Source organism: Stenotrophomonas sp. YJH_SMC_135 (genome assembly GCF_059372355.1).
This window is the reverse complement of sequence record NZ_JCAFVN010000002.1, coordinates 237,121-252,544: the sequence shown is the minus strand read 5'-3', so window position 1 is coordinate 252,544 and position 15,424 is coordinate 237,121. Positions and strand designations below refer to the sequence as shown.

Below are 15,424 nucleotides of genomic sequence, written 5' to 3'. Positions count from 1 at the left end.
TAGCATCACCGTGCGCCCCACCAGGAGTTCCACGCATGTGCCGTGCCACCCTGATGTTGCTGACGCTGCTCCCGCTGGCGGTACTGGCCGCGCCGCCACCCGTGCCCTCGCCCACTCGCATCGATGCCGAAGCACAGCGGCTGATGCAGGCGGCCCATGCGCGCGGGATGGCGCTGGCGGTGATCGATGACGGCAAGGTGGTGCATGTGGCCGCCTACGGTGAACGCAACGCCGCAGGCGAGCCGCTGCGCACCGACACCGTGATGTATGCCGCATCGCTCACCAAGATGGCCTTCGGCCACCTGGTCGCACAGCTGGCGCAGGACGGGGTGATCGATCTGGATGCCAGCATCGCCACAGCTCTGGACGTGCCGCTGCCAGACTACCCGCCCGAACCGAAAAAGTACGCCGACTACAGCGTGCTGGCGAGTGATGCACGCTGGCGCCGGCTCACGCCGCGAAAGCTGCTGAATCACGCCAGCGGCTTTGCCAACTTCGGCTTTCTCGAACCGGATGGCCGGTTGAAGTTCCACTTCGAGCCCGGCAGCCGCTACGGCTATTCCGGCGAGGGCCTGATCCTGCTGCAGTTCGTGATCGAACGTGGGCGAATGGGCGAGGATGTGGGTGCGTTGATGCAGCAGCGCGTGTTCGATCGCTTCGGCATGACGCGCACCAGCATGTCGTGGCGCGCGGATTTCGCCGGCAACCTGGCCGATGGCTGGACCGTCGAAGGCAATACAGAGCCGCACGATCAACGCAGCCGTGTGCGGGCGGCAGGATCGATGGATACCACCATCACCGACATGGCCCACTTCGCCGCCGGTTATGTGCGCGGCGATGGGCTGTCTGCGGCAATGCGCAGGGAACTGGTGCGGCCGCAGCTGCCGATCACCACCGCCAGCCAGTTCCCAACGCTGCAGCCGGAGCTGCCCGTTGCGCACCAGCACCGGGATCTGGCCGCGGGCCTGGGCGTGGTGACCTTCCGTGGCCCTCAGGGTGCAGGCTTCTACAAGGGCGGCCACGACGATGCGGTCGGCAACACCCTGGTGTGCATCGAGCGGCACAAACGCTGCGTGGTGATCCTGGGCAACGATGTACGGGCCGAGGCCACCTTCCCGGCACTGGTGGCGTTCGTGCTGGGTGATACCGGCGTGCCATGGCAGTGGGAGTACGGCGCGGCGAAGGCCTTCGTCGAATGAAGGCGCGATGATCCCTGGGCGGGGAGTGCGGAGGGATGGGAGCAACCATGCATGGCGTGTGGATCCACCTCACGCGTGGATACCTGCTCCGCTCAGCGCGCCTGCTCGAAGAACATCAGGTACACCAGCCGGCCATTCTCCGGGCGGTCGCCGAACGCTGGCCCGGCGGTATGCCAGAACCAGGGCCGCAGCAGCACCAGCCGGTTGAAACGCATCGGGATGCGCATGGTCATTTCCCACTGGCTGTCGTCGTTGCTGTCGCGCTCGATGATGTCACGATGCATGTCGCCGCCGTTGGCATAGCCCAATGCGGCCAGCTCCGCTGCATCCAGGGCCATGCGCTCGGTGCCGGTACGGCGGTGGCGGAAGAACTCGGTGCCGCCCTCGCAGTGCTCCGGTGCACTCAGGTAGAGGATGCCCGACCAGTGCGAGTGATCGGCGTGCACCTTGGCGCGGCCGGTGTCACCGGCCAGGGTAAGGCGGAACTTGCCGTGCGACTGCAGTGGGTTGACCGGCCGCAGCGGTTCGTTGACCAGCCGCGAGACCGCGCCGGACAGCCCGTCCAGTTCCAGCCGCTGCTGCGAATTGCGGCCGGGGAATGCGCCCTCCTGCACCGGATAGGTCAGGCCCAGCGCCGCCTGGCGCAGCCCCTGCGCATCGGCAGGAGAAAGGAAGTCGTCGACGACGATGAACGAGGTAGGCATGGCCACCGAGCGTAGCGATGCGCTGCTGCGGCGGCAACCGGGCAACGAAAAACCCCGCCTTGCGGCGGGGTTCTTCCTTGCATCGGGAGGGCGTGCCGACCAGGGTCGGCAACGACCGCCGGGGACGTGGACTTAGAAGTCCATGCCGCCCATGCCACCCATGCCGCCCATGCCACCGGCGCCACCCATGGCCGGCTCGTCCTTCTTCGGAGCTTCGGCAACCATGGCTTCGGTGGTGATCATCAGGCCAGCGATCGAGGCGGCGTTCTGCAGCGCCGAACGGGTCACCTTGGTCGGGTCCAGGATGCCGAACTGCAGCATGTCGCCGAACTCGCCGGTGGCGGCGTTGTAACCGAAGCTGCCGGTGCCTTCCTTGACCTTGTTGATGATGACCGACGGCTCGTCGCCGGCGTTGGCCACGATCTCGCGCAGCGGGGCTTCCATCGCACGCAGGGCGATCTGGATGCCGTGGTTCTGGTCTTCGTTGGCGCCCTTCAGGCCGGCCAGCGCGGTGATCGCACGGACCAGGGCAACGCCGCCGCCCGGAACCACACCTTCTTCAACGGCCGCACGGGTCGCGTGCAGGGCGTCGTCGACGCGATCCTTCTTTTCCTTCATTTCGATTTCGGTCGAGGCGCCGACCTTGATCACGGCAACACCGCCGGCCAGCTTGGCCACGCGTTCCTGCAGCTTCTCGCGGTCGTAATCCGAGGAGGTGTCCTGGATCTGGGTCTTGATCTGCGCCACGCGTGCATCAACGTTGGCCTTGTCGCCGACGCCGTCGATGATGGTGGTGTTCTCCTTGGAGACCTGCACCTTCTTGGCGCGGCCCAGGTCCTTGATGGTGGCCTTCTCCAGCGACAGGCCGACTTCTTCGGAGATCACGGTGCCGCCGGTCAGCACGGCCATGTCTTCCAGCATCGCCTTGCGACGGTCGCCGAAGCCCGGGGCCTTGACGGCCACGACCTTGACGATGCCACGGATGGTGTTGACCACCAGGGTGGCCAGCGCTTCGCCTTCAACTTCCTCGGCCACGATCAGCAGCGGCTTGCCGGCCTTGGCGACGCCTTCCAGCACCGGCAGCAGGTCACGGACGTTGGAGATCTTCTTGTCGTGCAGCAGGATGAACGGGTCATCCAGGTCAGCGGTCTGCGACTGCTGGTTGTTGATGAAGTACGGCGACAGGTAGCCGCGGTCGAACTGCATGCCCTTGACCACGTCCAGCTCGTTGTCCAGGCCCGAGCCTTCTTCAACGGTGATGACGCCTTCCTTGCCGACTTCCTTCATCGCGTCAGCGATGATCTGGCCGATCGACTCGTCCGAGTTGGCCGAGATGGTACCGACCTGGGCGATCGCCTTGTCGTCGGCGGTCGGCTTGGAGATGTTCTTCAGCTCGGCGACGGCGGCCGAGACGGCCTTGTCGATACCGCGCTTGAGGTCCATCGGGTTCATGCCGGCGGCAACGGCCTTGGCGCCTTCGCGGATCAGGGCCTGGGCCAGCACGGTGGCGGTGGTGGTGCCGTCGCCGGCATCGTCGTTGGTGCGCGAAGCAACTTCCTTCACCATCTGCGCGCCCATGTTCTCGAACTTGTCAGCCAGTTCGATCTCCTTGGCGACGGAGACGCCGTCCTTGGTGATGGTCGGCGCGCCGAAGCTCTTTTCCAGCACGACGTTGCGGCCCTTCGGGCCCAGGGTGGCCTTGACGGCATTGGCGAGAACGTTGACGCCGCGCACCATGCGCGAACGGGCGTCTTCACCGAAACGAATATCCTTGGCAGCCATTGCATTTACCTCATTGGTAGCGCCGGACGATGCCCGGCGGCTGGGAGTTTGGGATCAGGTTGAAACAGGTCGCGCCGGGGCTCAGCCGATGACGGCGAGCACGTCGTCTTCGCGCAGGACCTTGTATTCGACGCCTTCGCTCTTGTACGAGCTGCCGGCGTACTGGCCGTAGATGACCTTGTCGCCGACCTTCAGCGACGGCGCGCGCACGTTGCCGTTGTCCAGCGGCTTGCCCGGGCCGACGGCCACGACCTCACCCTTGGTGGACTTTTCCTTGGCCGAGTCGGGGATGACGATGCCACCGGCGGAGATTTCGTCGGCTTCGATCGGCTTGACCACAACGCGGTCGTGCAGCGGCTTGATGCTCATAGGAGACCTCTTAAGTGATTGATTGGTCTAAAAAAGTCCGGCGATGTTAGCACTCACCCCAGGCGAGTGCCAGAACCGCACGTGAAGAAACCCGACAACGTCGGGAGCAGGGCAGAGATGGAGCCCCGCCGCCCCCTTTCAAGGGCGGAATGAAAAAATTTTTCCGCCCGCGCGCCTCGGCCAAGGCGTCGGTCCTGGACAATTTCGGTGACAAGCGTCGCACTGTCAGATATCTGACGTTCATTTACGACAAAGTGTCACTGGATCGGCCTTAGGCTCGGTCAGGCATTCCCAATCACAAGGAGTAGTCGATGCGATTGCTGTCCCCGCTTGCCGCCGCCTGCCTGCTGGCACTGGCCGCCGCGCCGGCCCAGGCCGAGGTTTTCATCAACGAACTGCACTACGACGACAGCACCGCCGCCGGTGACGTCGGCGAAGCCATCGAAGTGGTCGCCACCGCCGGCGAGGACCTGTCCGGCTACCGCCTCTACCTCTACAACGGCAGCAATCCTTCGGCGGCCGCGGTCTACGCCAACAACCCGGTCCCGGCCGGCACCGCCGCCGGCTGCGGCAGCGCGACCATCGCCGTGGTCAACTACCCGACCAACGGCATCCAGAACGGCCCCAACGACGGCATCGCCCTGGTCGATGCCAGCGGCAAGGTGGTCCAGTTCCTCAGCTACGAGGGCGCCATCACCGCCTCCGGTGGCCCTGCCGCCGGCATGACCAGCCAGAACATCCCGGTGGCCGAGACCAACAGCACGGCCGCGGGCACCTCGCTGCAGCTGACCGGCAGCGGCAGCCAGTACACCCACTTCACCTGGGCCGAGTCGGCCAGGCAGACCTTCGGCAGCTGCAACAACGGCCAGACCTTCAGTGGCGGCGGCACGCCGGGCCCGAACACACCGCCGTCGGTCTCCACCACCACCCCGGCGCAGGGCAGCAGCACCTTCCCGGCCGCCGCCGACCTGGAAGTGGTGTTCAGCGAGACGGTGAACCTGGCCAGTGGCGCCTTCGCCCTGAGCTGCGGCACCTCCGGCAGCGTGCCGTTGACCTTCCCGGCCAGCGGCCGCAGCGTGAAGCTGTCCACCAACACTGCGCTGGTGGCCGGTGAGGCCTGCCGCTTCGACATCCGCGCCGCGCGCATCACCGACCTGCAGGGCGCGCACCCGGCCGCCGACAGCCGCATCGCCTTCACCGTGGCCAGCACCGGCGGCAATCCGGACCCGGGCAACCCGGGCGTGCCGGCCGGCTACTACTCCAAGGTCAACACCAGCAGCCCCAGCCAGCTGCGCTGCTCGCTGCATGCCACCATCAAGGGCCACACCGCCTACCCTTACAGCGGCTCGGGCACCAGTACCTGGACCATTCTGGAAATCGCCGACGAGGATCCGAACAATTCCGGCAGGATCCTCGATGCATATCGCAACCACAGCTACGCCAAGGTGACCGATCGCGCCGGCAGTGGCAGTGGCCTGAAGTACAACCGCGAGCACACCTGGCCGAACTCGCTGGGCTTTGCCACCACCACCGGTGACAAGGGCTTGCCGTACGCGCCGTATACCGACACCCACATGCTGTACCTGACCGACGCGCAGTGGAACGCCGACCGTGGCAACAAGCCGTTCGGCAAGTGCGACGCCAACTGCGGCGAGCGCGCCACCGAGGCCAACAACGGCCAGGGCGGCGGCAGCGGCGGCTATCCGGGCAACTCCAACTGGGTGCGCACGCCGGACGGCAACACCGGCACCTTCGAGGTGTGGGGCAAGCGCAAGGGCGACATGGCGCGTGCGGTGATGTACATGGCGATCCGTTACGAGGGCGGCAAGGATGCGGCCACCGGCCAGTCCGAGCCGGACCTGGAGCTGACCGACGACCGCAGCAAAATCGTCAAGACCAGCAGTTCGCCGGCCTACATGGGCCTGCTGTCGACGCTGATCGACTGGCACCTGTCCGATCCGCCGGATGATGCCGAGCGTGCGCGCAATGACGTGATCTACAGCTTCCAGGGCAACCGCAACCCGTTCATCGACCACCCCGAGTGGGCAACCCCGGCCCTGTTCACCTCGGCCAAGCCGGCCACCTGCCAGCTGGCCAACTGACCGCGCAACGCAGCGGTCCACTGCCGCCGCCGGGCCCTGACCCGGCGGCGGCCCTATACTCGGCGGTCATGTCGACCGTCGATCCCGTCCTGCTGCTGTTGACCACCTGCCCGGACCGGGCCAGTGCCGAGCGCATCGCGCACGCGCTGGTCGGCGAGCGCCTGGCGGCATGCGTGACCCGCCTCGATGGCGCGCAGTCGACCTACCGCTGGCAGGGCGAGGTGACCACCGACGCCGAACTGCAGCTGCTGGTGAAAACCACCGCGAGCCGCGTCGATGACGCAATTGCCCGGATCGTCGCACTGCATCCGTATGAACTCCCGGAGTGCATCGCGGTCGAAACCCGGGCCGGCCTGCCGGCGTATCTGGACTGGATCCGGGCACAGACCCGGGAGGACACTGATTGAAGACTCTGTTTGCGCGCGGCGCCGCCTTGTGCGCCCTGTTGTGGCTCTCGCTGCCGGCCTTCGCGCTGGATGAGAAGGACCTGCTGCCGGTGGACCAGGCGTTCGCGCTGACCGCCAGTGCCCCCGAACGGGGCCAGGTGCAACTGCAGTTCAAGATCGCACCGGGCTATTACCTGTATCGCCACCGCACCAGCGTCAAGGCCGACCCGGCCTTCAATGCCGGCGCGCTGCAGATGCCCAAGGGCGACAAGCACCACGACGATTTCTTCGGCGAGGTCGAAACCTATCGCGAGCGCCTGCAGGCCACCCTGCCCGGCACGCCGACCGAGGCGGCCGGCACCATCAGCCTGGAAGTGCGTTACCAGGGCTGCGCCGATGCCGGTGTCTGCTACCCGCCGCAGAAGCGCGTGGTGCAGGTCACCCTGCCCGGCAGCGGTGCACAGGCGGCGGCCCCTGCCAGCCGCACCGGTGCAGCCAGTCCGTTCAACAACCCGCTGGCCGGTGCCGGCAACAGCGGCGGCCTGCGCCTGCCAGGTGCGGCCAGCAACAGCCAGGCCCTGCCGCTGCCGTCGGAACAGGCGTTCGGCTTCGATGCCATCGCCAGTGACGGCAACACCCTGCTGCTGCGCTTCAGCCCAGCGCCCGGCTATTACCTGTATCGCGACCGCACCTCGCTGAAGCTGGAAGGCAGCGCCGGCGTGCTGGCCGGCAAGCCGCGCTGGCCAGCCGCGCAATCGCATCGCGACGAGCACTTCGGCGATGTCTCGGTCTACTTCAACCAGGTGGAAGTGCCGCTGCCGCTGCGCCGCACTGTCACTGATGCCGTCGACAGCACCCTGGTGGTGACCTTCCAGGGCTGCCAGACCGATGGCATCTGCTACCCGCCGATGACCCGCCGGGTGAAGCTGTCGATTCCCGCTGGCAAGCTGTCCGCCAGCACTGACCAGGCGCCAGCGCGCAACGAGGTGATCAGCCCGCTGCCCGCCGCCGGCGTGCCACGTGAATCCGCCAACGGCGCACCGTTGCGCCTGCTGCCGACCGTCCCCAACGACGGCATTGCCACTCCCGCCGCCAGCGGCAGTGAGGGTGCGCGCAATGAGTTCGCCGCCGACGCGCGCGATGGCAACGCACTGCGCACGCGCCCACCGGCGACAACCCCGAACCCGGACCGTTCGTTCGTCTGGGTGCTGCTGCTGGCGCTGGCCGGTGGCCTGGTGCTGAACCTGATGCCCTGCGTGCTGCCGATCCTGTCGCTGAAGGTGCTGAGCCTGGCGCAGAGTGGCGAAAGCCCTGAGCGGGCACGCAGCCATGCCCTCTGGTACACGCTGGGCGTGCTGGTCGCGTTCGCGGTGATCGGCGCGCTGATGGTGGGCCTGCGCGCGATCGGCAACGCCGTCGGCATCGGCTTCCAGCTGCAGCACCCGGGCGTGGTGGCGGCGCTGGCCTACATCATGTTCGCGGTGGGCCTGAGCCTGTCCGGCGTGTTTACCCTCGGCGGTGGCATCGGCAACCTCGGCCAGTCGCTGGCCAGCCGCAGCGGGCCGGCCGGCGATTTCTTCACCGGTGCGCTGGCCTGCCTGGTCGGCAGCGCCTGCGTCGGCCCGTTCATGGGCGGGGCGATCGCCTATGCCTTCATTGCCCCGCCGCTGAAGGCGATGACCGTATTCCTGTTCCTCGGCCTGGGCCTGGCGCTGCCGTTCCTGCTGATCGGCTTCGTGCCGGCGCTGGCACGCCGCCTGCCCAAGCCCGGCCCGTGGATGGAAACGCTCAAGCACGTGCTGGCCTTCCCGATGTATGCCACCGCGCTGTGGCTGCTGTGGGTGCTGGGCAAACAGCGCGGCGTGGACGGCATGGCACTGGTGCTGGGCGGCCTGCTGCTGTTCGCCTTCGGCCTGTGGCTGTTCGAGCGCAATCGCTGGACCGGCTCGCGTGCGGTGACCCTGCTCGGCGTGCTGCTGGCGATCGGCGCGCTGGTTCCTGCCTGGGGCGTGACCCAGCTGGCACCACCGGCGCGGGCCGCACAGGCCGCCAGCGAGAACGTGGTCGAGTATTCGCCGCAGTTGCTGGACCGCCTGCGTGCGGACAACCGCGTGGTGTTCGTCAACATGACTGCCGACTGGTGCGTGAGCTGCAAGGCCAATGAACGTGCCGTGCTGTCGCGGCCGGAGTTCAAGGAACTGCTCAAGCGCACCAACGCGGTGTACATGCGCGGTGACTACACCAACGTCGACCCGCAGATCACCACGTTCCTTGAAGAGCACAAGGCCGTGGGCGTGCCGCTGTACGTGGTGTACGGCCCGGGTGCGCCGCCGACCGTGCTGCCGACCCTGTTGACCCAGGCGGTGGTCGAGGAAGCGCTGCTGCGCACCGCACGATGAAGTGGCAACGGCCAGCGCTGCTGTGGACAGCGGTGCTGGCCGCCGGCCTCGGCCTGTGGGCCGGGCATCGATTCTCACCCGGCCCGTCTGCACCGGCCGCGGCAACGACGGCTTCCACAGCGACGGCCGTGAAGCCTACCCTGCAGGTGGGTGATCCCTTGCCGGCGCTGATCCTGCCGGACCTGGCGGAACAGCTGCTGGACCTGCGCGCCCGCTTCGCCGGCCGGCCGCTGCTGATCAATGTCTGGGCCAGCTGGTGTGCGCCCTGCGTGGAAGAGATGCCCGAACTGGCCCGCTTCGCCGAAGCCCAGGGCGACAACGGTGTGCAGGTGCTGGGCATTGCGCTGGATGCCCCGGACGACGTGCGCGCTTTCCTGCTGCGGGTGCCGGTGGACTACCCGATCGTGATCGAGACCCCGGGGCCGCGCGATGCCAGCGTGCAGCTGGGCAATACCCAGGGCCTGCTGCCCTACAGCGTGCTGTTCGATGCGCAGGGGCGGCGGGTGAAGGCAAAGCTGGGGCCGTTCGCCCACGGCGAGATCGACGGCTGGGTGAAGTGAGGGTGTTTTTTGCAGGGCTTGGAGCCCTGCACCCTGCTCAATGCAACGGCAACAGCCAAAGCGGGCTTTCCGTGGGATGGCGGGGCGCTGTGGCTGTGCAGGACACGCCGTAAACCCGTCCGTGGGGGCTCGATGGCGCCATCCATGGCGCCAACGGTCCTGCACAGCCACACCGCCCCACCTTCGACAGATTCCTGCGGCTGTTGGTAGGTGTCGACCTTGGTCGACACATCTGTTAGATATCGATATTCAGAACGGAATCAGACCCCGTGCCGACCAACGGTCGGCACCCACCAAAGCAGAACGTCGTTCCGACAGATCGCAGGAACTGTCGAAGGCGGGGTGGGTCCGGTTGAGGGGGCGTGAGCGCCATGGATGGCGCGACCGAGCCTCCATGGACGGGTTCACGGCGTCCTCCGCAACCGGACCCACCCCGCCTACCTGCTAAAAATCCACTGTTTGTGCTGTTGCCGGCCAGCGGCCGGCACTACCGCGGGTGCCGGGCGCAGCCCGGCCGGCAACCCCTGCTTGACCGCAGGCAGGGCGCCACGGAGAATTCCGCGACTAATTCTCATTTGCTGTTGCGCAGGATGCGGGCGGCAGCCTCCCGGGCCCCTCTCCTTCGATGTTCAAGAACGTCCTGTTCCAACTGCATTGGCTGCTGGGCATTACCGCCGGTGCCGTCCTGGCCCTGATGGGCCTCAGCGGCGCCATGCTGTCTTTCGAGGACGAGCTGCTGCGCGCGGCCAATCCTGGCTTCGCTGAAATCGCCGAGCACCATGCGGACGGCCAGCATCCCCTTGCACTCAGCGAACTGGTGCCGTTGCTGCAGGCTGGCAGCGAGCGCCCCCTGCAACGCCTGCGCGTGGATGCCACCGGACAGCGGCCGTCGGTCGCGCGCTTTGCCGGCGGCAAGGAACACTGGGTGTACTTCGATCCGTACAGCGGCGAGCGCTTCAGCGCCCTGCGCGGGCAGGCATTCTTCGACGTCGTCGAGGACCTGCATCGCCACCTCGCTGCCGGTGAGCGCGGCAAGTGGATCACCGGCAGCTGTGCAATCGCGCTGCTGTTCTTCACCCTGTCCGGTCTCTACCTGCGCTGGCCACGACGCTGGTGGCACTGGCGCAGCTGGCTGGCGGTGGAGTGGACGCGCAGCGGCCGAGGCTTCCTGTGGAGCCTGCACTCGGTGGTCGGCACCTGGGTGCTGCTGATCTACCTGATGAGTGCGCTGACCGGCCTGTGGTGGTCGTTCGACTGGTACCGCAACGCGGCCAACACGCTGCTCGGTGTGGCGCCGGCGGCAAAGCACACGGTTGCCGCCGACGCGGCACTGGACGTCCATCGCATCGAGGCCACGCTGTACGCGCTACCCGGCGTGCGCACCGGCTTCATCGACCTGCGCCTGCCGGAGAAGCCGGGGCAGGCGCTGAACGTGCGGGTGATGGCCGGTGATCCGTCGCAGCGCGGCGGCCACCACGACCGTGCGCATGACCTGCTGCAGCTCGATCCGGCCAGCGGCGCGGTTCTCGATGCCCGCCCGTACGCACGCCAGGGCGCGGGCGGACAGCTGGCCACAAGCGTGTTCGCGCTGCATTCGGGCAGCTACTTCGGTGTGCCCGGGCGCGTGGTGGTGATGCTCAGCAGCCTGGGCATGAGCCTGTTCTTCATCACCGGCTGGATGCTGTACCTGGACCGCCGCCGCAGCCAGCGTGCAGCGCGAGGGCTGCGCCGCGCGCTGCCGGCCACGACCACCGATGGCCGTGGTCCGCCGTGGCTGGTGGTGCATGCCAGCCAGAGCGGACTGGGCGAACAACTGGCGTGGCGTGCGGCCGCGCAGCTGCAGGCGTCCGGTCATGCGGTGCAGGTGCAGTCGCTGGCCCGCGTCGATGCCGCGACGCTGCAGGCCACCTCCCAGGCGCTGCTCGTGCTGAGCACGTTCGGCGACGGCGAGCCACCGGATGCCACGCGCCGCGCGGCGCGGCTGCTGCTCGCACAACGCCTGGACCTGTCGCGCCTGCAGTTCGGCCTGCTCGCGCTGGGCGACCGCCAGTACCCGCATTACTGCGGCTTCGGCCGCCAGTTCGATGGCTGGCTGATCGGCAACGGCGCGCGCCCGCTGTTCGAGCGCATCGATGTCGATGCCGCTTCGGTGCCGGCATTGCGCCAATGGCAGCAGCAGCTGGGTACGCTCACCGGCATCGTCACCGATGACAGCGTGCTGCCTGCGGCTACGCAGATGCATGAGTGGCGCCTGCTCGGCCGCGACCACCTCAACCCGGGCAGCGTCGGCGGAGCCATCTGGCGTATCCGTCTTGCCGCACCGGCCGACGTGCAGTGGCAGGCGGGTGACATCCTGCACATCGCACCCCGCCACAACGCGCGGCATGCCGGTGCCGTGCTGAAGGGACACGGTCTGGATCCGCTGCAGCCCCTGCTGGTCGATGGCCATCCGCGCACGCTGCTGGCACTGGCCAGTGAACGCGAGCTGCCCGAGGCCGATGCCGCGCTGGCGGTGCAGGATGCCTGCCTGTGGCTGGCCGGGCTGCCGCTGCTGCCCAGCCGCGAGTATTCGATCGCCTCCTGCACGGATGATGGCGTGGTGGAGCTGGTGGTGCGGCTGGTGCATGACGCCTCCGGTCGCGCCGGGTTGGGCTCGGGCTGGCTGTCGTTGCATGCACCGATCGGTGCCGGCATCGTCGCCCGCGTGCATCGCAACCCCGGTTTCCATCGCGTCAGCGGCGCGCCGATGGTGCTGATCGGCAACGGCACCGGCATCGCCGGGCTGCGCAGCCTGTTGCGCGAAGCTGCCCACGCAGGCGAGCGCGGGCACTGGCTGCTGTTCGGTGAACGCCAGCGCGCACACGACTTCCTGTTCGCCGACCAGATCGAAGCCTGGCAGGCCAATGGCCATCTCACGCGGGTGGACCTGGCGTTCTCGCGCGATGGCGAGGGTGGTTACGTGCAGGATCGCCTGCGTGCGGCCGTCGATGCGCTGCGCGACTGGATGCAGCGCGGTGCGGTGATCCATGTCTGTGGGTCGTTGCAGGGCATGGCCGAAGGCGTGGACCAGGTGCTGCGAACCGCGCTGGGTGATGAAGCGGTGGAAACGCTGCTGGAAAACGGGCGCTACCGCCGCGACGTGTATTGATTCCTGCCGCCGAACGCTGGTGTGAGCCGAGCATGGGCTCGGCTCTACAGTGTTCGTGCAGCCGATGTAGCGCCGAGCCCACGCTCGGCTGACTAGGCCGCCGCGCGCGCCTGCGGCATCGACCGCAAGCGGAACGCGCCCACGGCTTCTGCCAAGGCACGCACCTGCGCCTGCATCTGCGCAGTCGAGGCCCCCGCCTCTTCCACCAGACTGGCGTTGCGCTGGGTGCTGGCTTCCATCTGCACGATGGTCTGGTTCACCTGAGCGATGCCCGCATGCTGGTCCTGCGACGCACTGCGGATACCTGCCAGCAGCTCGGCCAGCTGCTGCACGCTGCCGACGATCTCGCCCATCGTGGTGCCGGCCTGCGCGGCCTGCTGGTTGCCCTGGCCGACACGCGCCACCGAATCCTCGATCAGCCCCTTGATCTGCTTGGCCGCCTCGGCACTGCGCTGCGCCAGCAGGCGCACTTCGGCGGCCACCACGGCGAAGCTGCGGCCCTGCTCGCCGGCACGCGCCGCTTCCACCGCCGCATTGAGGGCAAGGATGTTGGTCTGGAAGGCGATGCCGTCGATCAACTGGGTGATGTCGCCGATCCGTCGCGAGGCTTCGCTGATGCCATGCATGGTCGCGACCACCTGGCCGACCGCCTCGCCACCCCGCTGGGCCACCGCCGCCGCGCCCTGCACCAGTGCATCGGCGCGGCCTGCGGCATCGGCGTTGCGGCCGACGGTATCGGTCAGCTCCTGCATCGACGCCGCGGTCTCTTCCAGGTTGGCGGCCTGCTGCTCGGTGCGCCGCGACAGATCGTGATGGCCGGCGACGATCTCGCCAACGCCGGTATCCAGGCTGGAGGTGGCCTGCTGGATGCGGGTGACGATGCGGCCCAGCTGCGCGACGGTGGCATTGGCATCGTCGCGCATGCGCGCGAACACGCCCTGCAGGTCCCCCTCCATGCGCACGCTGAGGTCGCCGCGGGCCAGCGCAGCCAGCAGTGCCTGCAGGTCACCAAGGTTGGTTTCAAAGGTGGCCAGCAGGCGGTTGATGCTGGTCGACAAGGTGCGCACGAAGCCCTGTTTTCCCTCCAGCGCGATGCGGCCGTGCAGGTCGCCATGTGCGGCGGCGTCGACCAGGGCAGCGACCTCGGTTTCCAGCAGCGTCTCGAGCGCACGACTGCGCCATTCCACCGCTACGCCGAGGAACTGCCCTTCGTCGATGATGGGGTTGGCAATCAGCTGGTAGCGCACGCCGGCATGGCCGATCTCGCGCTCCTCGCGCTGGCGCGCGCCGGCCAGGCTGGCCAGCGCCGGATGCAGGCGCACGGCATCGCTGCCCACCAGATCTTCGGCCTCGCGCTCGAGTTGCTGCAGCAGTGCCGGATTGACGTAGGCCACCTGGCCCTCGGCATCGATCACCATCAGCCCGGTCTGCGCACTGTCCAATGCCTGCCGCACACGGGTGTTGCCGCGCGCCACGGCACGCTCGGTCTCGATGCGCGCGCGCAGGCGCTGCTGCATGTCGACCAGGCGCTGCGCCAGCTGGCCGATTTCATCGTTGGCGTTGTAGACGCACAGGGTGGTGTCGAGTCGGTCGTCGGCGATGTCGCTGGCGAAGCGCAGGGTGTCCTGGATCGGCTGGCGCACCGCACGCCGCACCAGCACCAGGCTGGTGATCAACACACCGGCGACCAGCAGCAGGGTCACCGCGAACAGCACGCTCATGGTGCGTGCGCCGGCCTGCTGGCGCGCCTGTGCCTTGGCCAGCGCCGCCACCTGGGCCTGCTGGAAGGCGGCCAGCGCCGGCGCCACGCCGGCGGCGGTATCCAGCAGCGATTGCGCCTCTACATCCAGGCCCACGCGGGCGGCGGTATAGCCCAGCAATGCGGCCTGATAGGCCTCCATGCCGTTGCGAAGGGCATCCTGCGCATCGGTCGGCAGGCCCACCAGTGCGAGATCGAACGGCAGCTTTTCTTCGCTCGCACGGTCGGCATGGGTGGAGTCGCCATCGAGCAGCAGCAGTGCCTCCTGTCGGCGCATCTTCTGCAGGGACAACGCCAACGAAGGCCGCTGCAACGCATCCACCTGCGCCTGCAGGGCGTCGGCGGCCTGCTGCAATTGCGCGGCGAGGCCGGCATCGCCACGACCCATCTCATCGACGCGTTCGAACAGGGCGGCCACACCCTGCGAGAACGCGCCGGCGGCTTCGGTCAGTGCCTGCAGCGCCTCGCGCCGGCCGGGATCCATCGGCATCGCGCGCAGCGCCTGAAGATCGGCCTGGAGCGCCTTCTGCGTCGCCAGCAGCTGCGCGCGGTCGGCATCGTCGAAACTACGTGCATACTGGGTCTGCAGACGACGCGCCTCGGCCACCTGCGTGGCCACGCTCGCGGCCAGATCGCTGCCGTGCTGGTAGCTGGCCTGGCTGCGCGCCGCCTGCGTGCTGGCATGGCCGGTCCAGGCGTAGACGGCGGCGATCGCGATCAGGCCCAGCCCACAGACCCACAGGGTCGCCTTGAGCTTGCTGGCCACACTGAGCCGATGCGGCTGCAGCCACAGCAGCAGGCCGGGGGACGCCGAGCGCAGTGCGGCAAGCCGCATGCTCAGGGACCGGAGGTGGGGGACGACGGCCGACATGACAGGCTCCAGGCGGAAGGACGCACCTGTATCGGCGGGAAATGGCGCAACTTTAGGGCGCTCCTGGTTCACTCCCACCGATTGCTGGCGGACGCGGCCTTTGTACCCGGCACAGGCGACGGGGGGATGACACCCGCGCAATGCT

10 protein-coding genes are annotated in these 15,424 nt (G+C 68.0%); 6 read left to right on the top strand and 4 right to left on the bottom strand.

The genetic code is table 11. From position 1 onward, the window contains the following. Positions 1–35: 35 nt before the first annotated feature. Entirely contained in the window at positions 36–1,199 is a 1,164-nt protein-coding gene (locus AC5P98_RS07690) for a serine hydrolase domain-containing protein (RefSeq protein ID WP_241884801.1), read from the top strand. A 92-nt stretch (positions 1,200–1,291) separates the two neighbouring features. On the opposite strand, the gene AC5P98_RS07685 is transcribed toward AC5P98_RS07690, so the two are convergent. The 3 genes from AC5P98_RS07685 to AC5P98_RS07675 all read right to left on the bottom strand — a co-directional run bounded on the left by AC5P98_RS07685 (position 1,292) and on the right by AC5P98_RS07675 (position 4,054). Further along, a complete protein-coding gene (locus tag AC5P98_RS07685) occupies positions 1,292–1,903 on the bottom strand; it encodes a DUF6445 family protein (RefSeq protein WP_032958237.1) in 612 nt (203 codons plus the stop codon). 132 nt (positions 1,904–2,035) lie between these two features. After that, complete coding sequence (groL, locus tag AC5P98_RS07680; RefSeq protein WP_005411226.1) at positions 2,036–3,685, bottom strand: chaperonin GroEL; 1,650 nt, start codon at positions 3,683–3,685, stop codon at positions 2,036–2,038. A gap of 81 nt (positions 3,686–3,766) precedes the next feature. Then, the gene (locus tag AC5P98_RS07675) at positions 3,767–4,054 is read right to left on the bottom strand and encodes a co-chaperone GroES (protein WP_005411227.1); all 288 of its coding nucleotides are present in this window, start codon (positions 4,052–4,054) and stop codon (positions 3,767–3,769) included. 311 nt (positions 4,055–4,365) lie between these two features. On the opposite strand from AC5P98_RS07675, the gene AC5P98_RS07670 reads away from it, so the two are divergent. The 5 genes from AC5P98_RS07670 (at position 4,366) to AC5P98_RS07650 (ending at position 12,649) form a co-directional block, all read left to right on the top strand. Further along, positions 4,366–6,156 carry an endonuclease gene (locus tag AC5P98_RS07670; protein ID WP_014648594.1) on the top strand — a complete coding sequence of 597 codons (1,791 nt, stop codon included), beginning with the start codon at positions 4,366–4,368 and terminating at the stop codon, positions 6,154–6,156. A gap of 68 nt (positions 6,157–6,224) precedes the next feature. Beyond that, positions 6,225–6,563 (top strand): divalent-cation tolerance protein CutA, encoded by a 339-nt coding sequence (gene cutA / locus AC5P98_RS07665; protein WP_014648595.1) that lies wholly within the window; start codon positions 6,225–6,227, stop codon positions 6,561–6,563. After that, positions 6,560–8,941 carry a protein-disulfide reductase DsbD domain-containing protein gene (locus AC5P98_RS07660; RefSeq protein WP_099476095.1) on the top strand — a complete coding sequence of 794 codons (2,382 nt, stop codon included), beginning with the start codon at positions 6,560–6,562 and terminating at the stop codon, positions 8,939–8,941. The genes cutA and AC5P98_RS07660 overlap by 4 nt, the downstream gene beginning before the upstream one ends. Then, the gene (locus AC5P98_RS07655) at positions 8,938–9,501 is read left to right on the top strand and encodes a TlpA family protein disulfide reductase (RefSeq protein ID WP_049408682.1); all 564 of its coding nucleotides are present in this window, start codon (positions 8,938–8,940) and stop codon (positions 9,499–9,501) included. Before AC5P98_RS07660 ends, AC5P98_RS07655 begins: the two co-directional genes overlap by 4 nt. A gap of 625 nt (positions 9,502–10,126) precedes the next feature. Continuing rightward, positions 10,127–12,649, top strand: a complete 2,523-nt coding sequence (locus AC5P98_RS07650) for a PepSY domain-containing protein (RefSeq protein WP_049407917.1) — start codon at positions 10,127–10,129, stop codon at positions 12,647–12,649. Positions 12,650–12,741: 92 nt separating this feature from the next. Here AC5P98_RS07650 and AC5P98_RS07645 read toward each other — a convergent pair whose 3' ends face one another. After that, positions 12,742–15,279, bottom strand: coding sequence for a methyl-accepting chemotaxis protein (locus tag AC5P98_RS07645; RefSeq protein WP_049407915.1), 2,538 nt, complete (start codon positions 15,277–15,279; stop codon positions 12,742–12,744). Positions 15,280–15,424 lie beyond the last annotated feature (145 nt).